Here is a 26,828-nt window from a genome sequence, read left to right on the forward strand (position 1 = left end):
CACGCTGCAATCGCACGCATGCCCCCACACCAGGCCGGCTGAATGCCGCCAGGGCCGGCCTGCGCGGCCAAGCCCGCAGCTGCCGGGCAAAGCGCCGAACCGCACAGCTTCCCGTGTAAAATGCGCGGTCTTTGACCGGAACAATGGCGAAAGCTTCTCCACGGGCGCCCCTGTCGGGCCCGGCGTTCATTCGCCTGCTTGCTCGCCTCACCGATGCCCACGTGGCCCAGTCCAACCATGCGCTCGCCGACCGGCTCAGCCAATGGATCGACTGGACGCGCGCGGTCGCCGTGTCCAAGGCGCTGGATGGCAAGCTGCCGGAGATCGAAGCGCTGCCCGACACGCGCAGACTCGACACCGAGGCCTGCGCCCGCGTGCGCACCGGGCTGGCGACCAGCAGCGTGGTCGAGCTGGATGCCGTTCTCGCGCGCGCGCGTCGCGATGCGCTCAGCGCCGCTGCCGACATCGACGCAGCGGCAGCGCCGCCCGCGCTCGACTATGCCCCGTTCCGCCAGCACTACCTGGCAATGCAGCGCGCGATGCGCACCGCCACCGGCGACCTGCGTGGCCGCCTGCGCGACATGCTGGCGCTGGAATCGGCGCCGATGGCGCGGCTGGCCGAGGTGGATGCGGTGATGGAGCTCACCTTGAGCCCACGCGAGCAAACCCTGCTGAATCATGTGCCGAACCTGCTCGGCGCGCATTTCGAGCGCCTGCGCGATGCCGCGCAGGCACAGAACCCGGCACCCGACGGCGAGGCCGCGCCACGCGCGCGCTCCGACGGCTGGCTGGATGTGTTTCGCAAAGACATGCAGAGCGTGTTGCTCGCCGAACTGGATGTCCGTTTTCACCCGATCGAAGGCCTGCTCGCAGCGCTTCGTACCCGCTAACTGGGACCTCATGTTCAGAACTCTCGTCCACCTGTGTGTGTTTGTCGTCGGCCTGTTGGCGGTTTGCTGGGTCGGCATCGGTTATCTGGGCTCCAATCCGCTCGGCGCCTGCGTCGCGGCAGTGATCGGCGCCTGTTATGTGGCCGGCGCGCTGGAGCTGTACCGCTATCGCCAGGCCAGCGCGACGCTGGACGATGCCGTCACCGCATTGACCACCGCGCCATCGGCGTTGGGCGAATGGCTGGAGCGCCTGCATCCGAGCCTGCGCAATGCGGTGCGCCTGCGCATCAAGGGCGAGCGCGTGGCGTTGCCGGCACCGGTGCTGACACCGTATCTGGTCGGCCTGCTGGTATTGCTGGGCATGCTCGGCACCCTGCTTGGCATGATGGCCACGCTCAAGGGCACCGGCTTCGCATTGCAGAGCGCCACCGACCTGCAGGCCATCCGCGGCTCGCTGGCCGCGCCGGTGGAAGGCCTGGCGTTTGCGTTCGGCACCTCGATCGCCGGCGTTGCAACCTCCGCAATGCTGGGGCTGTTGTCGGCACTGTGCCGGCGCGAGCGGCTGCAGGCAGTGCAGCGGCTGGACCTGAAGATCGCCTCCGAGCTGCATCCGCATTCGGACGCGCATCAGCGTGGCGAAGTGTTCAAGTTGCAGCAGCAGCAAAGCGCACTGATGCCGACGCTGATCGATCGCCTGCAGACGCTGATGCACAGCATCGAGCAGCAGAGCATTGCCGCCGATGAGCGCCTGGCCGCGCAGCAGGCCGAATTCCACGCCCGGAGCGAGGCGGCCTATGCGCGCCTGGCCACGGCGATGCAGCAATCGCTGCAGAGCGGCGTGGCAGAAAGCGCACGCGCGGTGGGCGCGGCCTTACAGCCGGCGATGGAAGCGACCATGACCAGCATCGCGCGCGACACCGCCGCCGTGCACGAGCGCCTCACCCACGCCGTGCAGCAGCAACTGGACGGCATCACCAGCGGCTTCCAGCACAGCGCCAGTGCCGCAGCCGCGCACTGGACCAGCGCGCTCGCCGCACAGGAACGCGCGCAGCAAGCGCTCGACACGCGGCTGCAGACCACGCTGGAGCAGATCACACAGCAGACCACTGCCGCGCAGGACGGCGTTGGCACCGCCGTGCAGCAGCAGTTGCACGCGCTCAACGACGGCTTCCAGCACAGTGCGCAGACGGCCGCCGAGCACTGGCAGGCCGTGCTGGCCGCGCAGGACCGGGCGCAGCACGCGTTGACCGAGCAGTTGCAGACCACGTTGGCGCAGATCGATCAGCGCAGCATCGCGGTGCAGGATGGCGTGACCCACGCGGTGCAGCAGCAGTTGGCCGCGCTCAATGACGGGTTCGAACGCAGCAACGCCGCCACGGCCGAGCACTGGGCCGCGGTGATCGCCGAGCAGCAGCACGCAGGCGCGGCGTTGAACGCGCAATTGCAGGCCACGCTCGCACAGCTCGCCCAGCAGAGCAGCGCACTGCAGGACGGCGTGCAGCAGGCCGTGCAGCAGCAACTCGACGGCCTGAGCAGCGGCTTCGAAAGCAGCACCGCCGCTGCCGCCGCCACCTGGACCGCAGCGGTGGCCGAACAGCAACGCGCAAACCACGCGCTGACGCAGGAGTTGCAGGGCACGCTGACCCAGTTCGCCAGCACCTTCGATGCACGCTCCAGCGCGCTGGTCGATGCGGTGTCCAGGCGCATGGATCAGTCCAGCAGCGAGACCGCCAGCGCCTGGAACGCCGCGCTGGCGCAGCAACAGGACGCCAGCGCCGCCTTGGCCGACCAGCACCAGCGCGCACTGGCAGCCGCCACCGCCAGCTTCGACGCGCATGCCGCCGCCCTGGTCGGCACCCTGCAGCAATCGCACACCGAGCTGCAGGCCGCACTGGAAGCCCGCGACACCCAGCGCCTGGCGCTGTGGAGCGAGCGCTTCAGCGCGATGAGCGCAGACCTGAGCACGCAGTGGGAGCGCACCGGCGAGCGCGTCACCCAGCAACAGCAGGCGATCTGCGACACCCTGGCCAGCACCGCCAGCGAGCTGTCCACACAGGCGCAGGCACAGGCCAGTGCCACCATCAGCGAAGTGGCGCGCCTGATGCAGATCGCCTCCGAAGCGCCCAAGGCGGCCGCCGATGTGGTGGCCGAGCTGCGCCAGAACCTGTCCGAGAGCATGGTGCGCGACACCGCGATGCTGGAAGAACGCAGCAAGCTGCTCGCCACCCTGGACACCTTGCTCAACGCGGTCAACCACGCCTCCACCGAACAACGCGCAGCGGTCGATGCGCTGGTCACCACCTCGGCCGACCTGCTGCAACGCGTGGGCACCCAGCTCACCGAGCAGATCGGTAGCGAGACCGGCAAGCTCGGCGCGGTAGCCGCACATGTCAGCGGCAGCGCGGTGGAAGTGGCCAGCCTGGGCGAAGCCTTCGGCGTGGCGGTACAGCTGTTCAGCGGCTCCACCAGCGAACTCAACGAGCGCCTGCAGCATGTCGCCAGCGCACTGGATGCCTCGCTGGCCCGCAGCGACGACCAACTGGCGTACTACGTGGCGCAGGCGCGCGAGGTGGTCGACCTCAGCATGCTGTCGCAGAAGCAGATCATCGAAGAACTGCGCCAGCTCGATCGCGGTCGCGGCGATGCCGGTGAGGCCGCTGCCGGCGAGGCCAGCGCGGCATGAGCGACGAGATCGACATCGACGGCGAATCGGGCACACCGATCTGGGCCGCCTTCGGCGACCTGATGTCGGTGCTGCTGGGCGCGTTCGTGCTGATCCTGGTCGGGTTGATCGGTGTGCAGCTACAGCTATCCAGCCGCCTGGACGAAGAGGTCAAACAGCGTCAGGCCGAAGCGCAGCGACGCAAGACGCTGGAGCAGGCACTGGCGGCGCCGCTGGCCGCCGGCCGCGTGACCCTGGTCGACGGCCGCATCGGCATCCGCGGCAATGTGCTGTTCGCCTTCAATTCCGATCAGTTGCAGCCGGAGGGCCGCGAGGTGCTGAAGACGCTGGCCGCGCCGCTGACCGAATACCTGGCGGCGCGCGAGGAGATCCTGATGGTCAGCGGCTTCACCGACGACCGCCCGGTGCTGGGCGGCAACCGTCGCTACGCCGACAACTGGGAACTGTCTGCCCAACGCGCACTCACGGTGACGCGTGCATTGATTGCCGAAGGCGTGCCGGCCGCATCGGTGTTTGCCGCGGCCTTCGGCTCGCAACAGCCGGTGGATTCCAATGCCGATGAAACGCGCCGCGCCAGGAACCGCCGTGTGGAGATCGCACCGATTGCGCGCCCGTCCACCTCGCGTGCGTCTTCTGCCGCCAAGCCGACAGCGGCCACAGGCACGCGATGAGCACGCAGGCGACATCCGCGCACGCGCGCCTGCAGCGCTGGCGCAGCCAGGGTGCCGACCAGCTGGATCCGGTGCGTTTCCACCTGATGGAAACGCTGGCCGCGCGTGCCGGCACACAGGCCGAGCCAGTGCGCGAGGTGCTGGAAGAAAAGCTGGGCAAGCTGGTCGATGCGTATGCGGCGACGGTGAAGCAGGCCGCGCGCCGCCGCGTCGCCAGCGCTGCCGCACAGCCGTCGCAACGCAGCGCGCTTGGCGCGTTAGCCGAGCGGATGGCAGGCCACGCCGCGTTGATGGAAGTGGACAGCAGAAAGACCGCCAGCGCCGATGCCACGCAGTTCCCCGAGCTGCCGGCGCTGGAGGATTTTCGCCGCACCTGGACCACGGTGCGCACCGCCAGCCAGGTGCGGCAGTCGCTGCAGGACGCCCCCAAGGACGCCGGCCCGCTCAATTCCAGCGTGCTGGTGCATCGCTGCATCAGCCTGATGCGCGAGTGCTCACCGGGCTATCTGCAGCACTTCCTCGGCTATGTCGACGCGCTGTCGTGGCTGGAACAGCTGCACAGCGGTGGCGCGTTGACCAGCGAGGATGCCGCGCCGGTGGCGCCGGGCAAGAAGCGCAGCAAGCGTCCGTCCACGCGGCGCAGCTAGCGCGACCGGTCAGTCGCGCTGGCGCTGCACGCACACGGCCGTTGGCTGAAACCCGCCTGGCGCAGGTGTCCGGCATGATCGCAGCCAGTGCGCGGGTCGTTCGCATCCGCCCGACCGGCGCTGGCGCGGTCCATCAAACGCGCAGAGGCGACTGTCGCCAGTCGGTGTCGTCAGCCAGCGACGCAGCGTGGACAACGAAGGCGGAGGGTGAATCGCAGCTGCCGCTATGACGCAGGATCGGCGCTTGCATCGAAACGTGGCGCGCGCCCGAAGTCCTCGCGCGTAAACGGGCGGTCGCGGAACAGATAGCCGTAATAGAACGTCCGCAGTGCCTGGTGGTAGGCGCGGATGCGGTCCTGGTACGCCAGTTGCGCGCGCAGATCGGTGCCTGCCAGGCGCGTCAACGCGGCCTGCAACGCCACCGGCGGCAACACGCTGGCAACACGCTGCGCCAGCGCCTCGCGTCGCTGCAAACCTTGGCGATACGCCCCGACCTGCGGGGCCACCTGTTGGTCGCCGTTTTCGTGGAAGGCGAAATACCACTTGTAGTGGAACGCGCCGGTCAGCGGCGCCGAGTCCGCCCACTGCGGGTTCTGCGCGTAGAAGGCCCGCATGGTGTGCTGGCGCGGAATGTCCCAGGCGTGGTTGACCGCCTCGCGCTGCAACCGCGCGATCTCGCTGCCTTGGTTGACCGGCACTGCCTGATTGATCGCCACATGCGCCAGCGCCGGTGCGACCAGCGCCAGCACCACCCAGCAGGTCGCCAGGGCGGTGGCATGCGCGGCGGGGCGCCACTGCAGACGCCCGACCAGCACCGCCAGCAGCACCCAGAACAGCAGATAGGCGCAGGTCAATGCCAGCACCGCGAGCTGTTGCAGCAGCGGCACCGCATTGAGCGTTGCGGCAATCACAAACGGCACACCCAAGCACACCAGCACCGCAGCGGCACGCACCGCCACGCGCCGCACCAGCAACGCCGTGCCCGCTCCCGGCAATGCGGCGAGCATGCGCGCACGCCCGGCCTCGCGTTCGCCCGAACGCAGATCGAACAGCAGCGCGATCACGAACAACGGCAGCAGGAACACCAGCACGAAGGCGTAGTCGAAGCGCCCGGCCAATGCCAGCTCCGGGTTGTAGCTGTCGCCATCGTGGATCTGCGCTTCCAGGCCCAGCGCGCGGACACGCAGGATGTACGGCGAGACATCGCGCATGCCCACCGCGGCAAATGCCAGTGGCGTGGGCACATCCCAGGTCGGATGGAAGCTGTAGTAGGCCGCGCTGCCGGCGTCGTTGGAGCGCGCCACATAGTCTTGCACCGCTGCGATGTCCTCCTGCTGCAGCGCTGCAATGCGCGCGATGTTGGCGCGCTGCGCAGCGATGAGGTGCTGGCCGGAGAGCAGGCTGCACACGGTCAACACCGCCAGCAACAGCAGGCCGGCCAGCGCAGCGCGTGCGCGCAGCAACAGCAACAGTTCGTATTTCCACAGCAGCATCAGCGCGCCACTCCCACACGCCGGCCGGCCACCACCAGCATGCACAGCGCCGCCAGCAGCCAGGCACCGACCAGGCCGAGCGCCGCGCCCGCGGCGCGCAATACCTCGGTGGTGGCCGGCGGCTGGAATGCGAACACCGGGATCGCATGCCAATGCGCGGAGGAGATGCGCTTGCGTTGGTCGGCACCGGCATCCTGCGCGGTGTCGTCGGCCATGCTCACCGCATCGGCCTGCAGCTGGTTGAGCTGCTGCACTAGCGTGTAGCGGTAATGCTCGGCCTGGGCGAGAAACCGCTCGTGCGCACGCAGGTCGGTTTCTGCCAGCGTCATCGACAGCTCGCGCAGCGCAACCGTGGGGCTCAACAAGGCGAACGTGCGCACCAGTAGATTCTGTTGCTGTTGGATGGCCGAATCACGCGCCGCATAGCGCTCGAACAGGCTCGCGGTGAGCCGCTCGCCTTCCAGCGCCAGCAGGCCCTTGTAGTTGACCGGCAGCTCTTCCACCCGCTGCACGCCATAACGCGCCAGCGTCTGCTGCTTGAACTGCGCAAAGTGCGGGTCATCCGGGTTGTGGCTGTCGCCGAGCGTGCGCAGGTCGCGCTGGATCGCCACATCGGTCTCCAGCCGCGTCGGCAGGCGGTACGCCGCACTGGCCGCATCCGGCGCCACGCGCGGCACCAGCAGGGCCAGCCACACCCACACCGCCAGCGACACCAGCAACGCATCGCGGCCGCGCCGGCACAGCATCGACACCGACAGCACCAACGCGCACCACACCAGCAGATACACCGCATACGCCAGCACCAGCAGCGCGACCCGCAGCGCCTGACCCGGCAACGACGCGATCGGCAGCAACCCGACCAGGGCCGGCAACAGGCAGGCAGCGGCCACCACCGCGAGCGCGAGATATTTGCCGCCGAACAATTGCCCACGCGTGGCCCCCTGCAGCAACAGCGCGCGCAAGGTGCCGGTCTCCTGCTCGCGCGCCACCGCGCCATAGCCGAGAAACACCAGCAGCAGCGGCGCCAGCACCTGCAACACGAACGCCGGGGTGAGCTGGCCGAAGCGCACCAGCAGCGAGCTCTGACGCACATCGCCGAAGTTGGCGGTGTTCTGGCGATGGCCTTCCAGGAACATGCTGTTGCCGGTGAACGCGTCCACGCCGGCATCGAAGGCGGCCAGCGCCGGCAACGGGCGATAGATGAAGTGGCCGTAATGCACCACCCGATGCGGGTGGCGGTCCGGCTGCGCTTCGAAGGCCTGCTGCGCGGCCAGTTGCTGGCGCGCGCGGAACTCGGCCACCTCGCGCTGATGATGCGCGGCGGTCAATGCCGCCACCAGCGTGAGCAGCATCAGCAGCACCACACCGATGGCAGCGGAACGATTGCGCGCCATGAAACGCAGTTCCTCGCGTGCGACCAACAGCACAGGACTCATGCAGCCCGATCCTGCGCACGCGCAAAACGCGCATGCAAGCTACGCACGTCGAAGCCGCTGTCGCCGGCACCGGTGTCTTCGGCAATGCGCCCGTGTTCCAGGAACCCGATCCGGTCGGCGACATCCACTGCGCCGAGCAGGTCATGCGTCACCATCAGCACCGCGCCACCGCGCTCGCGCACGCTGCTCACCAAGCGGTTGAAGTCACCAATGGCGCGCGGGTCCAGGCCCGAGGTGGGCTCGTCCAGCAGCAACACCGGCACCTGGCGCAGCGTGGCCACCGCAATCGCCACCTTCTGGCGCATGCCCTTGGAAAACCCCGCCAGCCGCTGACGCCAGGCCTCACGCTGCAGGCCGGCAGCGGCCAGCGCCTGGCCGATCTCGGCCTGGCTGCGGCGCTGGCCGGCCAGCGCGAGCAGGTAGTCGGCATTTTCCAGCGCGCTCAGGTGCTCGTAGAGCGCGACGTTTTCCGGCAGATAGGCCAGCCGCGCACGTGCGCCGCCAGGGTCGGCGACCGGGTCGATGCCATCGACCCGCAGGCTGCCGGAGGTGGGTTTGACGAAGCCGAGCAAGCTGGAAAGCGTGGAGGACTTGCCGGCGCCATTGCCGCCCAGCAAGGCGTAGACACTGCCGGCGGCGACCTGCAGATCCAGCCCCTGCAGCACGGCGCGGTCGCGGTAGGCCACGTGCAGGTTGCTGATCGAGATGGCAGGGGCGGCTTGAGAACTGGAAAGCATGGCAAGGCAATGGCTTAACGAAATGATACGTTATCACATTGCTTTCAGCGCTTGCAGGGGACCGGGCGACGCCGCGCAAGCGCCCGCCGGAGAGGCGAACGCGCGGTGCGATCCCGCTCGGACGACGGCACCACAGGAAGCAGGCTGGCCGCTGCGGCTGCGCGACCGTCGACGCGAACGCGCCCCATCAAATGTTACTGTATTACGCAAATATCCTGCTGGTCGTTGCGGTGCCGGAGGCACTCCCTGCACCGCGCGACCCGCGCCCAGGGACCAGCCCTCCGACCCACGCAGCCTGGTGCAACGCGCCGATGCGGCATCGCGCCGTCGAACGCCGCCGCCGGTGCGGCCACCCAGGAGCAGCAAGCCTTGCCACGTTCTCCCTGCAATCGAGATCCCGTACGCCCCACATGACTTCCGATACGCGCCCCTCTGCCCCGCACGCCTCGCCCCCTCCCGCACCCGCTTCCGGCAACGCCGCCGGACCTGCCAGCCGCAGCACCATACGTGCCGCTGCCGGCCTGCTCGCCGCAACCCTGTTGACTGCCGCACAGGCCAGCGCGCAGCCCATCGACACCAGCGCACCGCTGCCGCCGGTACGCGCCTGGCATGGGGCCAGCGAGGCGTTGATCGTCACACCGGACGATCCGTGGAGCACCCCGGCAGAGCGCAACGATTTCGCCAGCACTCCCAGCTATGACGAAACGCGTGCGTGGCTGGAACGCCTGGTCGCCGCCTCGCCGCTGCTGTCGCTGGAGGTGTTCGGCAAGAGCAGCGAGGGCCGTGACCTGCTGCTGGTCCGCGCGCACAAGGGCGCGCCCGGCAAGCCGGTGGTGCTGGCGCAGGCCGGCATCCACGCCGGCGAGATCGATGGCAAGGATGCCGGCCTGATGTTGCTGCGCGATATCGCGCAACGCGGCAAGGACCACCTGCTCGACCAGGTGGATCTGGTGTTCGTGCCGATCTTCAATGCCGACGGTCACGAGCAGCGCGGCCCGCTGATCGGCGCCGCATTGCGCGGCCCGCAACAGATGGGCTGGAACACCACCACGCGCGGCATCAATCTCAACCGCGACTACCTCACCCTGGAAGCGCCGGAAACGCGCGCGATGGTCGCGTTGCTGCATCGCCTGGATCCGGCGCTCTACATCGACCTGCATGTCAGCGGTGGGCTGGATCACCAGTACGACATCACCTTCACCTTCGCCGGCTGGGGCACCTATGCACGCTCGCGCGCCACTGCCGACTGGCTGCAGCAACGCTTTACGCCGGCGGTGAACAGCGCATTGCGCAAACAGGGCCACGCACCGGCCATCTACCCGAGCCTGATCGACGAAAACGAGCCGCGCTCGGGCCTGCGTTACGCGCCGGAAGGCCCGCGCTATTCCACCGGGTATGGCGACTTTGCCGGCATCCCCACCGTGCTGGTGGAGAACCATCGCCTGAAGTCGTACCGGCAGCGCGTGCTGGGCGACTATGTGCTGCTGGAAGCAGCACTGCGCGTGGTTGCCCGCGATGCAGGCAACATCGATGCGGCCAAGCGCGCCGATCGCGCCGCCCGCCCGCAGGAACTGATGGTGGCCTGGGAACGCCTGCAACAGCCGATCGCCCAGGTGCCGTTCAAGGGCGTGAGCTACACCCGCGCGTTGTCGCCGGTGTCCGGGCGGCAGGAACTGCGCTGGGAGGGCCGCGATGAAACCTGGACCATGCCGGTGATCGGCTATCGCCAGACCCAGGCGGTGCGCTACCCGCTCGCCTGGTGGATCCCGCCCGGCAACGACGATGTGGTGGAACTGCTCAAGGCGCACGGCATCACTTACGAACGCCTGCAGCAGCCGCGCCAGCTCCAGGTGCAGCAGATCCGCGTCGTGAAGGATGCCGGCACGCAAACGCCGCACGCCGAGCCCGTGGAAGAAACCTTCGTCGCCGGCAGCGTCCGCGTGCCTGCCGATCAACCCATGCGCATGCTGGCAGCCGCGTTGCTGGAGCCGCAGAGCAGCGACTCGTTGCTGGCCAGCGGGCGTTTCCGCAATGCCGGCAGCCCCGACAGCGGCTTGTACGGCGCCGAGCTGGTGGACTTCAGCGAGCGCGTGCTGCGCAGCGACGCCGCCCTGCGCGCCGCATTCGAACGCAAGCTCGCAGACGATGCCGCATTCCGCGCCGATGGCGATGCGCGGCTGCAATGGATCTATGCGCGCTCGCCGTATGCGGCGATCAACGGCTGGCGTTATCCGGTGCGGCGCCAGCTGGCGGAGTGACCCTGCGCATTGCCGATTGCACGCTGTGGGATCGGCAATGCGGCTTGAGCCTCTCTCGTATCGCGCATTGCGCAAGGCCAGTGGCGACGGCAACGGCAACCGCAACCGCATCGGCATCGGCATCGATACCGGCAGCAACGTCGCTTGCATGTCGGCAGACAGGACGCTTCACCACGCACTGCGCACTCCATCATGCGTGCGTGCCCCCGTGTCTTGCGTGCACGACCACGACCACATCAGCCACGCCACGCAGCGCGCTCAGCGCAGCGCCGGCGCTTCCACTGGCGCATGCTCGGCCATCAACGCACTCACCCACTCGATGAACACACGCAGCTTGGCGCTGACATGCCGGTTGGGCGGGAACGCGATCGACAGCGGCATCGGCTCCATCCGCCAGTCCTCGAACAGCGGCACCAGTTCGCCACTGGCCACGTGCGCCCTGGCCATGTACACCGGCAACCACAGCACGCCCATGCCGGCCAGCCCGGCGGCCAGATAGGCATTGCCGTCGTCGGACGCCACCACGTAACGCCCTTGCAGGTGCACCGCCTCGCTGCCGCGCTGCATGACATAGGGCACGGTCTTGCTGCTGCGCCAGCGCATGAAGCCCACACAGCGATGCCGGGTGTTTTCCAGCTCGCGCGGATGTGCCGGCATGCCCAGCCGCTGCAGATACACCGGCGCCGCGTACACACCCGCCTGCAGGTCGCCCACGCGGCGCGCGATCAGCGACTGATCGGTGATGGTGCCGCCGCGCACCACGCAATCCACGTGCTCGCCGATCAGGTCCACGCGGCGATCGCTCACGCACATGTCCAGCTGGATATCCGGATAACGCGCATGAAAGGCCGGCAGTGCCGGCATCAGGATCAGGCGCGCCAGCGGGCTGGGCACATCCACGCGCAGGCGGCCGCGCGGCAGCGCCGACGCATCGGACAGGCTGGTCTCGGCATCGTCCATGTCCGCCAGCAGCCGCAGCACGCGTTCGTAGTACGCCGCGCCATCGGCGGTGACATGCACCTGCCGCGTGGTGCGGTTGAGCAGCCTCACGCGCAGGCGTGCCTCCAGCTGCTGCACCAGCTGGGTCACGCTGGCCCGGCTCATGTGCAAGGTCTCGGCCGCCTTGGTGAAGCTGCCGGTCTCCACCACCCGCGCAAACGCCTGCATCGCGTCGAACCGGTCCATCGCCACTCCCGACCCCAAGATTGTTTGGATTCTACAAACAGTGCTGCTCGCCATCGCCGATTTATCGCGCGCAGGCAAGCACCTACGCTGCCTGCCTGTTCCGATTCGCCACCCGATGGAGGTCACCATGGCAACACGTGAGGCAGTTTTTCCGCAGGGGCGGCACGCGCTGTACGAGCGCCACCGCTATTCGCCGGCAGTCCGCGCCGATGGCTTGCTGTTCGTCGCCGGCCAGGTCGGCAGCCGCGACGACGGCTCGCCGGAGCCGGAGCTGGAGGCAGAGATCGCCCGTGCCTTCGCCAATCTCGATGCCATCCTCGCCGCAGCCGGCTGCAGCACACAGGACGTCGTCGACGTCACGCTGTTCATGCTCGACCCCGACGTGGTGTTCGAGGCCATGTGGGACAAATGGGTGAGCTACTGGGGCCCGGCGCCCTACCCCACCGTCACCGCAGTGGGCGTGACCTGGCTGGCGGGCTTCCGGTTCGAGATCAAGGTCGTGGTGAAACTCCCGACACGGCAGCAGTAAACGTTTCCAGTAACTTGCCGGCTGTATCTCGTTGCGTCTGCATGCAGCCGAAGCAAATCTTTGTTGGCCGCATCGCACTGGCGATCAGTAACTGGCGCGCCCACGCGAAATAATTCAAAGACCGCCACGCCTGGCTCGCCAGTGCGTGGCGTTTTTTTGCGTGCGCACTTCGGAGCAAACGCCTCTTTGTCGATTTCCCCCGGGAAAAATTCGGTTTTTTGCTTACCTCGCCCTTCACCGGCTGCGCTACTCATCGGCAGGCTCCCGATGCGGACGATTATGTCCGCAGATATTCATTCCAGCTGTTTCAAACACCTAAATCACGCGTCTCGATAGGGCGGAACTATCGTCCACTTCTTGTGGTGCTTTGGTTTCTTAACCGGTTTTTCCAAGTTGTAAAAATCTCGCTAAAGCAATGATGCAGACGGCCGCTACCGCAATCCAGGGCGTTGCGACGCTCATTACCGTTCTGCCCGCGCGCCTCCCATGGCGCTGCGTCCATCACCCACTCAGCCGAGATTCTCAATGAAATTGACCGTCAAGCTTCTCAGTGGCGCCATCGCCCTGGCGTCGTCGACCTGCGCCTACGCGCAGCAGGACTCGATGTTTTCCTTCAGCGGCTTCGGCACGCTGGGCGTGGTGCATTCGACCGAGGACCAGGCCGACTTCACGCCCGACATCCAGACCGTGGAAGGTGCCGGTGCCAGCCACTCCACCTCGGCACGTCCGGACTCGCGTATCGCCGGCCAGGTCAATGCCAACTTCACCGACAAGTTCACCGGCGTGTTGCAGGTGACCAGTGAGTACGCCGAACGCGGCGATTACGATCCCAAGGTCACGCTGGCGCATGTGAAGTATCAGTTCGGCCCGCAGTTCGCTGCGCGCCTGGGCCGCATCACTGCGCCGCTGTACATGCTGTCCGAGTACCAGCGCGTCGGTTACGCCACCCCGTGGGTGCGTCCGCCGTACGAGGTCTACAACTACCTGCTGCCGATGGACGGCGTCGAAGGCGTGTACACCATCAACGCCGGCGAGAGTGTGGTCAGCGTGCAGGGTTTCTATGGCCGCATCAATTCGAAGAAGGCCGATGTGTACGCCATGCGCGGCCTGGCGCTGGGCCTGGAATCGGGTGCGTCCACGTTCCGCGCCGCCTACATCGTGGGCACCACCGATTTCGATACACCGGCGCTGGAGCGCCTGTTCTCGGTCTATCAGCGCATCAATCCCGCACTGGCCGATCGCCTGACCACCTATGGCGTGGACGGCAGCTTTGCCAGCCTGGGTTACGCCTATGATCCGGGCAGCTGGTTCCTGCGCAGCGAAGTGATCCGCGCCGATTACTCGCCCTCGCTCAACGGCAAGACCACCTCCGGTTATCTCAGTGTCGGCGGTCGCTTCGGCACGCTGACGCCGTCGATCACCTATGCCAACGTCGATCGCAAGGGCCCGACCATCGCGGCCGGCCAGGATCCGGTCGGCGTGATGACGCGCGCACTGGCGCAGGCCGAAAGCGGCCGTCACAGCTTTACCGCATCGCTGCGTTGGGACGCGCGTGAAAGCGTCGCGTTCAAGCTGCAGGCCAGCCACATCAACAACAACGCGGGCTCGTTCGGATCGTTGAACAACATCCAGCCGGGCTTCCGTCCGGGCGGCAGCTACAACCTGCTGTCGGCCTCCGTCGACTTCGTGTTCTAAGAGAGCCCCCATGACCATTTCCAAGTGTTTTGCAGTCTCCCTGCTTGCCGCGTTGTCGCTGAGCGCGTTCTGCGCCAATGCCGATGTCGTGGTGGTGATGTCGGCCAAGGGCGGCCCGGACAGCCTCAGCGCCGCGCAGGTGTCGCAGATCTTCCTGGCCAAATCCAACAGCCTGCCCGGTGGCGGCGCGGCGGTGCCGATCGATCAGGAAGAAGGCGTCGCCACCCGCGATGAGTTCTACAAGAAAGTGGCCTCACGCGACGCGGCACAGCTGAAGTCGTACTGGTCGCAGCTGATGTTCACCGGCAAGGCGCAGCGTCCCAAGCGTGTCAGTGGCGACGATGCGGTCAAGAAGGCCGTTGCCGCCACGCCCGGCGCCATCGGTTACATCAGTGCCAGCGCAGTCGACGCCAGCGTCAAGGTCGTCCTGAAGCCGTGACCCGCCACCTGCTCGAGACTCAAGTCATGAGACGCATCCTGTCGCTACCGTTGTTCTGGAAAATCCTGATGCCGGCCGCGGTGGCGATCCTTTGCCTATCGAGCTATGTGGCCTTCAGTACGCTGGTCTTTCACCGCAACAACGACCGCCTGGAAGCGGTACGCGACGTGCATTTCCCGATGCTCGACGCCATGACACGCAACGTGGCTGCGCTGGACAAGCTCATCAACGGGCTCAACGGCGCCGCTGCCGCCGGCGATGCCGACATGTTGGCGGCCACCAAGCCGGTGGCCGACGAGATCCACGCCTCCTACGTGAAACTGCAGAAATCCGATCCTGCCAATGCGACGGAGCTGGCACGCCTGGGCAAGGAGTTCGATCAGTACTACAGCCTGGCGCACGGCGTGGCCGCCGCGTTCGTGGAACAGCGCGAACCCGATGCGGCGCAGATGAGCGCCATGGCACCGGCACTGGAAACCTATCGCACCACCCTGACCGCCATGCAGAAGCGTGCCGATGCACGCTTCCGCGGCACCGTGCAGGAAGCGGTGGACAGCTCGGTGGCGGCAAGCATCGGCGGGCTGGTGCTGGGCCTGGTCGGTGCGGTGCTGTGCATCGCCTTCGGCTGGATCGTGGCACGCGCCATCACGCAGCCGCTGAACCGTGCGGTGGGCATTGCGCATGCGGTGTCGTCGGGCAAGCTGGACAACAGCATCTCGATCGACCGCAACGACGAGGTCGGCCAGCTGCTGCAGGCGATGGACAGCATGCAGCGCCAGCTGCGTCGCGTGATCCAGGCGCAGACCGACATGGGCGACAAGCATGAAGCCGGCATGGTCAGTCACCGTATCGCCGAGCAGGAATTCCCCGGCGAATTCGGCAGCATGGTGCGGGCCAGCAATGCGCTGGTGTCCAGCCATATCGCGGTGACGATGCAGATCGTCGCATTGACCGAGCGCTATGCCGCCGGCGACCTGTCGCAGCAGCTGGAGCCGTTGCCGGGCGAGAAGGCGGTGATCAGTCAATCGATCAACGATGTGCGGGCCAGCCTGTTGTCGATCAATGGCGAGATCAAGCGGCTGGCATCGGCGGCGGCGGCAGGCGACTTCAGCGCACGTGGCGACGAGACCGCGTTCGAGCATGATTTCCGCCAGATCGTGGTCGACCTCAATCACCTGATGAGCAGCTCGGACCAGAGCCTGGGCGCGGTGTCGCAAGTGTTGCAGGCGATTGCGAGCGGCGACCTGACCACGCGCATGCACGGCGACTTTGCCGGCGTGTTCGCGCGCATGCGCGACGATGCCAACACCACGGTGGACCGCCTGACCGACGTCGTCGGGCGCATCCAGCATTCCTCGTCGGAGATCGATACTGCGGCCGGTGAAATTGCCGCCGGCAATCAGGACCTGTCGCGGCGTACCGAACAGCAGGCGGCCAGCCTGGAAGAAACCGCCGCATCGATGGAGGAACTCACCTCCACCGTCAAGCAGAACGCCGAGCATGCGCGACAGGCCAACGAACTGGCACGCAATGCAGCCGGTGTAGCCTCCAAGGGCGGCGAGGTGGTCAGCCAGGTCGTCGGCACCATGTCGGGCATCGAAACCTCCTCGAAAAAGATCGCCGAGATCATCAGCGTCATCGATGGCATCGCGTTCCAGACCAATATCCTGGCCTTGAACGCGGCGGTGGAAGCCGCCCGTGCCGGCGAACAGGGCCGCGGCTTTGCGGTGGTGGCCTCGGAAGTGCGCACGCTTGCGCAGCGTTCGTCCGCTGCGGCCAAGGAGATCAAGGAGCTGATCGACGCCTCGGTGGGCAAGGTGGCCGAAGGCTCGGTGCTGGTGCACAAGGCCGGCACCACCATGACCGAGATCGTCGCCAGCGTGAATCGGGTCACCGACATCATGGGTGAGATCACCGCCGCATCCAGCGAGCAATCGGCCGGCATCGAACAGGTCAACCAGACGGTGATCCAGATGGACGAAACCACCCAGCAGAATGCGGCGTTGGTGGAAGAAGCCATGGCCGCGGCACGGGCGATGGAAAAGCAGTCCAGCACCCTGACCCAGCTGGTCTCGCTGTTCCAGCTGCAGCCTGCCAGCGCACCGCAGCTGGAAAAAGAGGTCGCATAGTCGACCGAGCCAATCCTCTCGCGACGTCTTTGACGCCCTCTTCTGCATGGACTGCAGAAGGGGGTTTTTTGTGCCGCCGGTGGCGAACGCGGCGCTGGCAAGGCACCGTTTAAAACCGAGCCATGCGCATCCTGCGCCGATGACCGGCCCTGCGGTGTTCGCGACTGCACTCCCACGGTTGTCATCTGACCACGGGTGCCGGCATACCCCGACCTCCACGCGGGCGGTTGTCCGACAGCAGCAACCGCGCTCTGCTGATGGCCCAGCTATGCGTCATCGCAAAAACCCTGGCGCGGAAGCACATCCGCACGCTCCAGGCATAACCAGGGGCTTATCGCCTGTCAGCCCGTATGCCGCCCAATGCGCGAGACCGGTCACATTTTTGCCGGAAAAACTGACGCGACTGCACATTCCTCACGCCTACGTCACCACCAAGCAACATTTGCATGCGATAGCTGTCGCGCTCGCTAAAAAATGTGAGCCAACTATCCCCCTTCCAGCGCGCGTTCCGCTGAGCGTCGATCTGCCCCCCGGCAGCCGGCGAAGGCGTCGTGCGTCCGATTGATTTTCCAGGAGATTCACTGCCCATGCGCTTCCGGACTTTCTTCGCCGTTCTGCTGTTCACCGCTGCCAGTGCCAGCGCAAACGCCCAGGTCGTCACCCTCAACAAGGGCGGCTACACCTTGCGCTACGACTGCACCAACCACACCGCGCTGCGCTATGAGTACGTGCTGCAGGCCGATACCGGCTCGGCCGCGCGCCCGTCCAGTTTCAATCTGGACACCGAACTGCCCAGCGGCTGCGCCGGCCAGACCTCCACCGCCTCCTACGCCAGCGTGCGCACCGGCTACGATCGCGGGCACCTGGTGACCTCCAACCACATGGACTACAACGCGACCTACATCCGTCGCGCCAACCTGATGTCCAACATCGTGCCGCAGGTGTCCAGCTTCAACCAGGGCATCTGGGTACGCGCCGAAAACGTGGCCGAGTGTTACCGCGACATCGCCAGCGTGCAGGTCTACGGCGGTGTGATCTACAGCGACACGACCAACGATTACTTCCTGAGCAGCCACGGCATCCGCACCCCGGACTTCTTCTGGAAGACGATCATCACCGCCAACCCGGGCGGCGGCACCCGCGCGATCAGCTGGCTGATTCCCAACAGCGCCAACCTCGGTTCGCTGGACAGCTACATCGTCAGCATCGACGAACTGGAAGACCTCTACGGCGCCAGCACCATCGGCATCACCGCACCGGCCGCCGTCAAGGCCATGCTGCCCGCCACCACCTGGCCGCAGCCGAGCAATTGCGACCTGGGCTGAGGCCGGCTGTCCGCTTCTCCAGCCACGTCGATCAAGAGCAGCTGACACCATGTTGCGAGCAGTCGTCAGGTGGGTGCGAATGGCGCGTCCAGCATCGGAGTGCCCGAATGGCCCTTGCCGATGTCGGGCACCAGCCGTACCCACCTGGCGCTGAGCGCAGCAGCCTGCTCAGCCGCTCTACACCGCTGGGCGTGTGATCCAGCAGACAAGGCCCGGGATTCCCGGGCCTTGTCGTTGCAGGCGGCGGCACGCCTGGCCCGCTGCAACGCGCCCTCAGGCCTCGGGCGCGGCAAGCGCCGCAAACCAGTCCGCGTATGGCGTGTTCTTGACCAGATGCCGATTGAAGTCTTTGGCACCATCGCTCCACCACACCGGGCCGCGCTCTCCCAGCGCCGTCTTGGCACGATCGACCGCCGCACGCGCTGCAGCCAGCCCCCCGGCATCCTCATCGCGCTTGGCCGCCTTGACCGCGCGTCGCGCGTCCATCAAGGCGCCGACCAGCCCGGCACGCACGTCTTCGCGCAGATGCGGGTTGGCGGTACGCCAGAGCCGGCCACGCACGATCAGATACCGGCCATCGGGCGTGGTGACTGGCGCAGCGGCGGCAGCCGTCATTGCCAACGCACTCGCAAACGGCCCTGTAACGTCGTGCAGACCAAGCCGCGCCTACTCGACCCGCGCAAAGCGCGGACGCGCAACGCCGTCCACCTCGACCTGCTCGACGAACATCGCATACGGCCGCACCCACAGACCGACCTCGCTGTCCAACGGGCGATAGAGCACCAGCGGGGCCAGCGTTTCGCTGCAACGCACGACGCCGAGCACTTCATAACGGCCGCCCTTGAAGTGGCGGTACTGGCCCAACGCGATGTTGGGCAATGGCGACAGGGAGGTGTCCATGGATGTCACAGGATGGGCAATCCGCAAGTCTAGGCAGCATGGCCGGCCACAGCCAGCGCATGCCGCGCAACCGGTGCCCTCTGCCGGGTTCAGCGTTGCACGGCCGCGTGCAACGCTGCCACGCGCTTACTGGTCGTCGTCTTCGTCTTCGTCGTCTTCCGCGCCCAGGTCGTCATCGTCCTCGACCGGGTCTTCGATGCCATCGTCGTCATCGATCTCGCTGTCCTGTGCAGGCCCTTCCTGGATCGGTGTGTTGTCCCTGCCCGGTGCCTTGATGCCATTGGGCGGGGTCGGATCGTCTACGCCGCGGTTGCCGTTTTCGTCGTTGCTCATGGTCTGCTCCAGCGGTAAAAGACCGCACGGCCACCCTCCTCCCGCCGATGTGACGCGCACGTGTGTCCTGCACGATGGCAGCGCCACCGCGCGGCCATGCGTGGGACGAACGAGCGCGACTGCATCCGGCCGGCACCTGTGGCCGTAGTGATGAGAACGCCCACGGAGTCACCCGCATGCCGAGCCTGATCTGCGACCTGAAAGACCTGCTCGCCGCCTGGAAGGCCGAGGCCGGAACCTTCGATGCCTGCGACATGCCCGCCTCCGCGCTGGCCTTCCGCGACTGCCATCGTCGCCTGTCCGCGTTGCTGGACGAACATGCACGCCACGCGGCGGCGCCGACGGCCGCGCTGGCTGCGCACGAGCAGCCGGGCTCAGTGCCCCAGCTGCAGGCGCGCGCCATCGCGCCGATGGGTTCCTAAGGTTTCGATCAGCGTGTCGCTGGCCTGATTCACGCCGATCACCTCGACCTCGGCGCCGTGCGCGCGCAGCTTGAGCACCACCCGATCCAGCGCCGCCACCGCGCTGATGTCCCAGAAGTGCGCGTGGCTCAGATCGATCAACACCTTCGGCGGCGTGCCCGGGAAATCGAAGCTGGCCACGAACTGCCCGGCCGATGCAAAGAACACCTGGCCGCGCACCGCATACACGCGCACTCCGTCGTCACGCTCGCTGGCCTGCACCTGCAACATGCGCCCGACCTTGCGCGCAAAGAACAGCGCCGACAGCAGCACCCCGGCCAGCACGCCGCGGGCCAGATCGTGCGTCCATACCGTGACCACGACGGTGCCCAGCATCACCACCGACGAACTCCCCGGGTGCGTGCGTAGATCGCGTAGCGAGCCCCAGCTGAAGGTACCGATGCTGACCATGATCATCACCGCCACCAACGCCGCCATCGGGATCTGGCGCACCCAGGGCGCGCCATACACCACCATCAGCAGCAGGACGACACCGGCCACCAGGCACGACAGGCGCCCGCGCCCGCCCGAGCGCACATTGATCACCGATTGCCCGATCATCGCGCAGCCGGCCATGCCACCGAAGCACCCGGCCAGCAGGTTCGCCAGCCCCTGCCCTGCGCATTCGCGGTTGCGCTGCGACGGGGTATCGGTGAGGTCTTCGACAATCTGCGCGGTCATCAACGACTCCAGCAGGCCCACCACGGCCAGCGTCGTCGACACCGGCAGCAGGATGCGCACGCTGTCCCACGTCAGCGGCACGTCCGGCAGCAGGAACACCGGCAGGCTGTCGGGCAGACGGCCCATATCGCCCACGTTGCGGATGTCGATGTGCCAGTACGCGCACACCGCCGTCAGCACCACGATGGCGACCAGCGGCGAGGGAATCGCCGTGGTGAAGCGCGGCAGCAGATAGATGATGGCCAGGCCCGCTGCACACACCGCATGCACCGGCCATGGCATGCCGACCAGCTCCGGCAACTGCGCCAGGAAGATCAGGATCGCCAACGCATTGACGAAGCCGGTGATCACCGAGCGCGAGACAAAGCGCATCAATGCGCCCAGGCGCAATGCTGCGGCGATCAGCTGCAGCACGCCGGCCAGCACGGTGGCCGCCAGCAGGTACTGCAGGCCGTGGTCCTTGACCAGGTCCACCATCAACAACGCCATTGCGCCGGTGGCGGCAGAAATCATGCCGGGCCGGCCACCGGCGATCGAAGTCACCACCGCAATACAGAACGCCGCGTACAGCCCGACCTTGGGGTCGACGCCGGCAATGATCGAAAAGGCAATGGCTTCGGGAATCAGCGCAAGCGCGACCACGATGCCGGCGAGCACATCGCCACGCACGTTGCCGAGCCATTGCTGGCGCAACGAGAAAACTCTGGACATTGAAACGACTCCGCGCACCGGCAAACACACGGCGCGAATACATGAACGTCAAACACCTGGACCTTCGCAGCAACTGCGAGCGCGTGATGCCTTAGGTCAGGGTGGTGTCATGTGTCGGAGGAAATCGCTCTGGACGAGGCTGCATGCTAACGCGCTGAGGTCGGTCTGCACAACCCGATGGCGCGCTGCTGCGCACGCGCGTCGAGCCGAGCAACGCTGCCAATGCATGAGCAACATCAACGCACAGGCCGCTGGAAGCTGCGTGCTGGCATCGCATGCTGCCGCTGGCGAGGGCAAGCTGCATGCGTCGCGGGCGCAGGGCGTTGCGTGAGACACCTTCTGCACGCAGTGGATCTACCGGGCCAGCATGCGCCCCGTCGCTTCAGCCGCTGCCGGCAGCGCGTGGCTCAGTCGTCGCCGAGCACACGCTCGCCCATCAGTTCGCGTTCGCGCTTTTCCAGTTCTTCGGCATAGCGCTTGCGCACGAAGCCTTCCGACAACACGCCCAGCACCTTGCGTTGTGCATCGATCACCGCCAGCTCGTCGGCCTGCGTAGCGTCGAAGACCTTCATGACCGCCACGATGTCGGTGTCTGCCAGCAATGCCGCATCGCGGTGCTTGGCGTAGTCGCTCACCGGCGCATCGGCCTGCACGTTGTCCGCATACAGCACTGCCAGCGGCACCACACCGGCGTAATGGCCGGCGGCGTCTTCCAGCACCACGCGCTGCGTGGACCCCAATGGAAACCGCCGGCGAAACTCGCTCACCGTGGTGTCGTGCGCAGTGTGGTTGGCGTCCTTGCGCATCATCTTGCCGGCCGACAGATTGCGCACCCACCCCACGTCGCGTGCGCTGCGGATGTTCTCGCCACGCAGATGCAGGCGCCAGGTGGAGAACGAATAGCCGAACACCTGGCGCACCACGGTATTGGCCACCAGCACCGCCACCATCACCGCGCTCGCCAGCACAAAGTCGTGCGTGCCTTCCAGGATCAGCATGGCCATCGTCATCGGCGCACCGACAATGGCTGCCGCCAACGCAGCCATGCCCACCAACGAAGCGCTGGTGATGTCCACCGCCGCGGCGCCGACCAGCAGGTTCAGGAACACCGCAAACAGGCTGCCCACCAGCGAGCCCATGAACAGCGAAGCGAAGAACAGGCCGCCACGGAAGCCGAAACCCAGCGAGATGCCCGACGCGACGCATTTGAGCACCAGCAAACCGGCCAATACCTGCAGCGTGCTGCTACTGGTCAGGTCCAGATGCAGGGCGCCATGTCCCGACGACAGCACTTGCGGCGAATACATCGCCAACGGAATCAGCAGCAACCCGCCCACCACCGGGCGCCCCCAGAGCGGCAGCTCGATCCGCCCCACGGCGCGTTCGATACCGGCCACCAGCCGCATCACCGCGATGCCGATCAACGCGCAGGTCAGCCCCAACGCGATGTAGATCGCATAGTCACGCGGCTGCAATTGATAGGCGACCGCCGCCGGCAACGAATACGGCGCGGCACCGAGCGCATTGGCCATGAACGCGCCGGCCAGCGCCGCTGCGGCCACCGGCGCAAGCGCCGACGGCGTATAGGCGCCGATCACGATCTCGAACGCGTAGAACGCACCGGCCAGCGGCGCCCCGAACGCACCGGCGATCGCGCCTGCCGCGCCGGCACCGACCAGCGTGCGCATGTCGGCCCGGCGTACCCGCAGGACACGGCCCAGCTGCGAACCGGCGCCTGCGCCCATCTGCGTGTAGGTCGCCTCCAGCCCCACCGATGCGCCGAAACCGTTGGACAGCAGCGTCTGCACCGCAACGATCAGGTTGTCGCGCATCGACATGCGCCCGCCGTGCAGGGCATTGGCTTCCACCGCATCCACCAGCGGCCGCTTGCGCCGCCGCGCCAGCAAGGCCACCAGGCCCACCAGCAGGCCGCCCAACGGCAACACCAGCAACTGGGTGGCGGTGATCGATTCGGCGGTACTGAGCCGCTCGCCCGGTGCAAGCGCGTACAGCCAGGCCTGCAGCGCATGCGCCATGCCGGCCTGCACCACCATCAGTGCCGCCGCAATCAGCCCCACCACGGCTGCCAGCCCGATGAACCACAGATCGTTGGCGCGCAACTGCCGGCGCAACCACTCCAGCGGCCGTCGCCAGGATGCTGCCGCCGGGTGCACGGCGTGCGTGGGGTTATGAGGAAGTGGCTGCATGGAAGACCAGCGCTCCGCCGGATCAGGGTGCCGGCGCACGGGAGACGTCAGCGATGCGGCCTAGTGTGCAGCAACCTGGCTGACCTGCCGCAGTCTGGCCGCGGCAGTGCAAGCAACGAACACAGCGGCGGCAGCGGGCGCAGGCCACACGCCGGGGGACGGCGCGCTCACCCCAGCGCACACAGCGGCGTTTCCCCGGGGCGCAAGGTCAGCACACGCACACCGGTACGCGTCACCGCCACGGTGTGCTCGAACTGCGCCGACAACTTGCCGTCGCGCGTATGCACCGGCCATTGATCCGGCTCGGCGCGGATCGCCGCCCTGCCCTGATTGATCATCGGCTCAATGGTGAACACCATGCCTTCCTGCAGCTGCATCCCCGTGCCGGCATGCCCGTAGTGCAGGATCTGCGGCTCTTCATGCATCTGCCGGCCGATGCCATGCCCGCAATATTCCTTCACCACGCTATAGCCCTGCTCGCGCGCATGCCGCGCAATCGCATGACCGATGTCGCCCAGCCGCGCGCCCGGACGCACCGCCGCAATCCCCTTCCACATCGCCTGATAGGTGGCCTGCACCAGCCGCCGCGCCGGATACGCCACCTCGCCCACCAGATACGTCGTGCTGGAGTCGGCGATATAGCCGTCCTTTTCCAGCGTGATATCCAGATTGACGATCTGCCCGTTGCGCAGCACGTCCGCGGCCGCGGGCACGCCATGGCACACCACATCATCGATCGAGGCGTTGAGCACGAAGGGAAAGTCGTACTGCCCCTTGCTGGCCGGCCGCGCGCCCAGCGCGTCGACAATCATCCGCTCGACGAAGTCGTTGAGTTCCAGCGTGCTGCGGCCTGCCAGCGGCAGCTGATCCAGCGCATGGAACACCTGCGCCAGCAGCGCACCGGCGTTGGCCAGCAGCGCAATCTCCGCCGGCTGCTTGATCATGTCCGCGCCGGTTTCAGGGATTGCGGCCGCACGCCTGCCGCGCGCAGTTCCTGCGCCACGATGTCCTGGAACGAGGATTCCGGATGCATCTCACACAGCATGCCGACCTTGATCCAGAAAGTGGCCTGCGCGTTGATCGACCGGCTGGTCACCGTGCACGCGCGACGCAGCTGATCGTGCAGTTCGTCATCGATATTGACGATGCCCATGCAAGCTCCTGTGTCATGAATATACGAATCGTATATGAAACGTATAAACACCTGCAATGCCGGCAGTTGCCTGCGGCTGCGCTCGCTGGGTACCAGGCGGACGCAGCCGGGAAGACATCAGGTAGGGCAACGCTAGTGACCGGCAACCGGCGAGCGCGCGCCCGCCGCAAAGCCGTGCTGCCGGGCACGCCATGCAATCAGCAGCCCGATTGCCAGCAGCAAGGCCATGGCAACCGGAAAGGTCTGGGCGCCCCATCGGTCCAGCAGCACGCCGCCCACCACGCCACCGCCGGCGATGACGCTGTTCCAGGCAACCACGTTGAGCGACAGCGCAACATCGGCGCCTTCGCCTGCGCTGTCGGCAAGCGCGGTCTGCAGCAGGGTCGCCGCGCCGCCAAAGGTCAGGCCCCACACCGCCACACAGACGTAGACCACAGGCTGCACGTCTTGCAGCAATGCCAGCACCACTGAGATCGCAAGGAACGTCGCCAACGACACCAACACCGTGCCACGTAGGTGCTGCTCCACCAACTTTGCCGCCACGCCGATACCGACCAGTGCCGCAACGCCGAAGATCAACAGCAACACGTCCACGCGATGTGCCAGCCCCGCGTGTGCGGCGAACGGCGCCACATAGGTGTACAGGATGTTGTGGGCCAGCATCCACGCCATCACGGTGGCGAGCACCGGGCGCACGCCGGGCGTGCCGAGCACCTTGCGTAGCGGCACCCGCTGCGCTGCGGACTGGCCGGGGTAGTCGGGCACCTTCAGCAGCACCCACACGATCAGAATGAGCGTCAGTCCGGACATCGCGGCGAACGCGCTGCGCCAGCCCAGTATGCCGCCCATCCAGGTGCCCAGCGGCACGCCGAGGGAAAGCGCAACCGGCGTGCCCACCATCGCAATCGCCATGGCCCTGCCCTGCTGGTCCGGCTGCACCATGCGCCGCGCGTAACCGGCAAGCAGGCTCCACGCCAGGCCTGCCGCTGCGCCGGCAAACAAGCGCGCCACCAGGGTCAGCGCGTAACTGGTCGACAGTGCGGTGACCGAGTTGAACAGCAGGAAGCCGACGATGGTGAGCAACAGGACGTTACGCCGCCTCCACTGCTGGGTCGCAATGGTCAGCGGAATTGCGGCAATCACCGACCCCAGCGCGTAGGCGGTCACCGTCTGCCCGGCCAGTGCCGGGCTGATACCGAGGCCTGCGGACATCTGCGGCAGCAGTCCTGCCGGAAGGGTTTCGGTCACGATGCAGATGAAGCCGGTCATGGCCAGCGCCAGCAGCGCGGCGACTGGCAATGGCGGCGGGATCGCACCGGCGGTGGATGCAGTTGAAGAGGTCACACGCTGTCCTTTGTTGGGGAGGGGGATGCCGGTTAGGCCGCTACATATATATCGATCGATACACATAAAGACCGAAAAAAGCAGGTCTTCGTCCTGAGACCTGCCGGCCGGCACCACTGAGTGCCCACATATGTATCGATCGATATATATCTACAGGTTGGCTGCGTTGTCAACGATATCTGTATCGATTAGTCTTGATGTAGAGATCGGAGGGCGCCATGGCGCAAATGGGAAGGCCACGCAGCTTCGACCGTGACGCCGCGGTGGAAGAGGCGCTTCACCTGTTCTGGGAACAGGGCTACGAGTCCACCTCGTTGAGCCAGCTCAAGGCCGCGATTGGTGGCGGCATCACCGCGCCCAGCTTCTATGCCGCCTTCGGCTCGAAGGAAGCGCTCTTCAAGGAATGCATGGACCGCTACCTGGCGACCTACGCCAAGGTGACCCACTGCTTGTGGGACGCCGCGCTCGGCCCCAGGCAGGCGGTGGAGCTTGCGCTGCGCTGCTCCGCCAAGATGCAGTGCGAGCGTGGCCACCCGAAAGGCTGCATGGTCACGCTGGGAGTGATGAGCGCGCCGTCGCCGGAGCTCTCGGCACTGTGCACACCGCTGACGCGCTCGCGCGCACGCACGCGCGCCGGCATCCGCGCCTGCGTGGACCGCGCCATCGCCGGCGGCGAACTCGGGCCCGCCGTGGACGCCGCCGCACTGACCTGCGTGTTCGACAGTTTCCTGCTCGGGCTATCCACGCTGGCCCGGGATGGCATGAGCTTCAAGGCGATGGATGCCGCGATCACACAGCTCATGGGGTTGTGGGATGCCCAGGCGCGCTAGGTAGGCAGCGCTTCAACCTTGCTGCCGAGCAAGGCTGGAAGTCGATGCGCGTGTGCTCAAGCGTATCCGCAAGTGCTGTGGCTGGAGCCCC

Annotated in this window: 24 protein-coding genes and 1 other RNA gene; 12 read left to right on the top strand and 13 right to left on the bottom strand. The window is 66.8% G+C overall.

The window, feature by feature from the left end:
* Positions 1-143: 143 nt before the first annotated feature.
* The 4 genes from DGN21_RS17380 to DGN21_RS17395 are packed head-to-tail and all read left to right on the top strand — an operon-like array spanning position 144 to position 4,891.
* Positions 144-890, top strand: a complete 747-nt coding sequence (locus tag DGN21_RS17380) for a DUF3348 domain-containing protein (RefSeq protein ID WP_160955160.1) — start codon at positions 144-146, stop codon at positions 888-890.
* Between the two features lie 10 nt (positions 891-900).
* Complete coding sequence (locus tag DGN21_RS17385; RefSeq protein WP_126966582.1) at positions 901-3,573, top strand: DUF802 domain-containing protein; 2,673 nt, start codon at positions 901-903, stop codon at positions 3,571-3,573.
* Entirely contained in the window at positions 3,570-4,244 is a 675-nt protein-coding gene (locus tag DGN21_RS17390) for an OmpA family protein (RefSeq protein ID WP_126966581.1), read from the top strand. Before DGN21_RS17385 ends, DGN21_RS17390 begins: the two co-directional genes overlap by 4 nt.
* A complete protein-coding gene (locus DGN21_RS17395; RefSeq protein ID WP_054592644.1) occupies positions 4,241-4,891 on the top strand; it encodes a DUF2894 domain-containing protein in 651 nt (216 codons plus the stop codon). The genes DGN21_RS17390 and DGN21_RS17395 overlap by 4 nt, the downstream gene beginning before the upstream one ends.
* A 224-nt stretch (positions 4,892-5,115) precedes the next feature.
* Here the strand turns inward: DGN21_RS17395 and DGN21_RS17400 are convergent, their stop codons facing one another.
* From DGN21_RS17400 to DGN21_RS17410, 3 genes are read right to left on the bottom strand one after another with little or no spacing between them, the layout of a single operon-like run.
* The gene (locus DGN21_RS17400) at positions 5,116-6,384 is read right to left on the bottom strand and encodes a DUF3526 domain-containing protein (protein ID WP_126966580.1); all 1,269 of its coding nucleotides are present in this window, start codon (positions 6,382-6,384) and stop codon (positions 5,116-5,118) included.
* Positions 6,384-7,820, bottom strand: coding sequence for a DUF3526 domain-containing protein (locus tag DGN21_RS17405; protein WP_126966579.1), 1,437 nt, complete (start codon positions 7,818-7,820; stop codon positions 6,384-6,386). The genes DGN21_RS17400 and DGN21_RS17405 overlap by 1 nt, the downstream gene beginning before the upstream one ends.
* Positions 7,817-8,557, bottom strand: a complete 741-nt coding sequence (locus DGN21_RS17410) for an ABC transporter ATP-binding protein (protein ID WP_126966578.1) — start codon at positions 8,555-8,557, stop codon at positions 7,817-7,819. The genes DGN21_RS17405 and DGN21_RS17410 overlap by 4 nt, the downstream gene beginning before the upstream one ends.
* A gap of 521 nt (positions 8,558-9,078) precedes the next feature.
* Here DGN21_RS17410 and DGN21_RS17415 point away from each other — a divergent pair.
* Entirely contained in the window at positions 9,079-10,815 is a 1,737-nt protein-coding gene (locus DGN21_RS17415) for a M14 family metallopeptidase (RefSeq protein WP_126966680.1), read from the top strand.
* A 258-nt stretch (positions 10,816-11,073) separates the two neighbouring features.
* On the opposite strand, the gene DGN21_RS17420 is transcribed toward DGN21_RS17415, so the two are convergent.
* Positions 11,074-12,018, bottom strand: coding sequence for a LysR family transcriptional regulator (locus DGN21_RS17420; RefSeq protein WP_184577367.1), 945 nt, complete (start codon positions 12,016-12,018; stop codon positions 11,074-11,076).
* Positions 12,019-12,127: 109 nt separating this feature from the next.
* Between DGN21_RS17420 and DGN21_RS17425 the strand changes: the two genes are divergently transcribed.
* From DGN21_RS17425 to DGN21_RS17445, 5 genes are all read left to right on the top strand, one after another.
* A complete protein-coding gene (locus tag DGN21_RS17425; RefSeq protein WP_126966576.1) occupies positions 12,128-12,529 on the top strand; it encodes a Rid family hydrolase in 402 nt (133 codons plus the stop codon).
* A gap of 525 nt (positions 12,530-13,054) precedes the next feature.
* Entirely contained in the window at positions 13,055-14,224 is a 1,170-nt protein-coding gene (locus DGN21_RS17430; RefSeq protein ID WP_126966575.1) for a hypothetical protein, read from the top strand.
* Between the two features lie 10 nt (positions 14,225-14,234).
* The gene (locus DGN21_RS17435; RefSeq protein WP_024938495.1) at positions 14,235-14,663 is read left to right on the top strand and encodes a substrate-binding domain-containing protein; all 429 of its coding nucleotides are present in this window, start codon (positions 14,235-14,237) and stop codon (positions 14,661-14,663) included.
* Complete coding sequence (locus tag DGN21_RS17440; protein WP_126966574.1) at positions 14,660-16,792, top strand: methyl-accepting chemotaxis protein; 2,133 nt, start codon at positions 14,660-14,662, stop codon at positions 16,790-16,792. Before DGN21_RS17435 ends, DGN21_RS17440 begins: the two co-directional genes overlap by 4 nt.
* Positions 16,793-17,379: 587 nt before the next feature.
* Entirely contained in the window at positions 17,380-18,117 is a 738-nt protein-coding gene (locus tag DGN21_RS17445) for a DNA/RNA non-specific endonuclease (protein WP_039518674.1), read from the top strand.
* Positions 18,118-18,156: 39 nt separating this feature from the next.
* Here the strand turns inward: DGN21_RS17445 and DGN21_RS17450 are convergent.
* From DGN21_RS17450 to DGN21_RS17465, 4 genes are all read right to left on the bottom strand, one after another.
* A non-coding RNA gene (locus DGN21_RS17450) (sX9 sRNA) lies at positions 18,157-18,233 on the bottom strand.
* Positions 18,234-18,390: 157 nt separating this feature from the next.
* Entirely contained in the window at positions 18,391-18,732 is a 342-nt protein-coding gene (locus DGN21_RS17455; RefSeq protein WP_102251169.1) for a hypothetical protein, read from the bottom strand.
* Positions 18,733-18,783: 51 nt separating this feature from the next.
* On the bottom strand, positions 18,784-19,017 hold the full coding sequence (locus tag DGN21_RS17460; protein WP_024938499.1) for a DUF1653 domain-containing protein: 234 nt from the start codon (positions 19,015-19,017) through the stop codon (positions 18,784-18,786).
* Positions 19,018-19,143: 126 nt separating this feature from the next.
* On the bottom strand, positions 19,144-19,350 hold the full coding sequence (locus tag DGN21_RS17465; RefSeq protein ID WP_047127422.1) for a hypothetical protein: 207 nt from the start codon (positions 19,348-19,350) through the stop codon (positions 19,144-19,146).
* Positions 19,351-19,526: 176 nt separating this feature from the next.
* On the opposite strand from DGN21_RS17465, the gene DGN21_RS17470 reads away from it, so the two are divergent.
* Positions 19,527-19,772 carry a hypothetical protein gene (locus tag DGN21_RS17470; protein ID WP_126966573.1) on the top strand — a complete coding sequence of 82 codons (246 nt, stop codon included), beginning with the start codon at positions 19,527-19,529 and terminating at the stop codon, positions 19,770-19,772.
* Here DGN21_RS17470 and DGN21_RS17475 read toward each other — a convergent pair.
* From DGN21_RS17475 to DGN21_RS17495, 5 genes are all read right to left on the bottom strand, one after another.
* Positions 19,725-21,203, bottom strand: a complete 1,479-nt coding sequence (locus DGN21_RS17475) for a SulP family inorganic anion transporter (protein ID WP_047129435.1) — start codon at positions 21,201-21,203, stop codon at positions 19,725-19,727. The two genes, DGN21_RS17470 and DGN21_RS17475, sit on opposite strands and share 48 nt — an antisense overlap.
* 407 nt (positions 21,204-21,610) lie before the next feature.
* Positions 21,611-23,410 carry a chloride channel protein gene (locus DGN21_RS17480; protein ID WP_126966572.1) on the bottom strand — a complete coding sequence of 600 codons (1,800 nt, stop codon included), beginning with the start codon at positions 23,408-23,410 and terminating at the stop codon, positions 21,611-21,613.
* Between the two features lie 167 nt (positions 23,411-23,577).
* Positions 23,578-24,354 (bottom strand): type I methionyl aminopeptidase, encoded by a 777-nt coding sequence (gene map, locus DGN21_RS17485; protein WP_126966571.1) that lies wholly within the window; start codon positions 24,352-24,354, stop codon positions 23,578-23,580.
* Positions 24,351-24,563 (bottom strand): ParD-like family protein, encoded by a 213-nt coding sequence (locus DGN21_RS17490; protein ID WP_024938505.1) that lies wholly within the window; start codon positions 24,561-24,563, stop codon positions 24,351-24,353. Before DGN21_RS17490 ends, map begins: the two co-directional genes overlap by 4 nt.
* A gap of 132 nt (positions 24,564-24,695) precedes the next feature.
* Complete coding sequence (locus DGN21_RS17495; protein ID WP_305803632.1) at positions 24,696-26,024, bottom strand: MFS transporter; 1,329 nt, start codon at positions 26,022-26,024, stop codon at positions 24,696-24,698.
* 101 nt (positions 26,025-26,125) lie between these two features.
* Here DGN21_RS17495 and DGN21_RS17500 point away from each other — a divergent pair, with 101 nt between their 5' ends.
* Entirely contained in the window at positions 26,126-26,737 is a 612-nt protein-coding gene (locus tag DGN21_RS17500) for a TetR/AcrR family transcriptional regulator (protein ID WP_126966569.1), read from the top strand.
* Positions 26,738-26,828: the final 91 nt, after the last annotated feature.

It is taken from the genome of Xanthomonas sp. MLO165 (genome assembly GCF_018831305.1).
Taxonomy (GTDB): domain Bacteria; phylum Pseudomonadota; class Gammaproteobacteria; order Xanthomonadales; family Xanthomonadaceae; genus Xanthomonas; species Xanthomonas arboricola.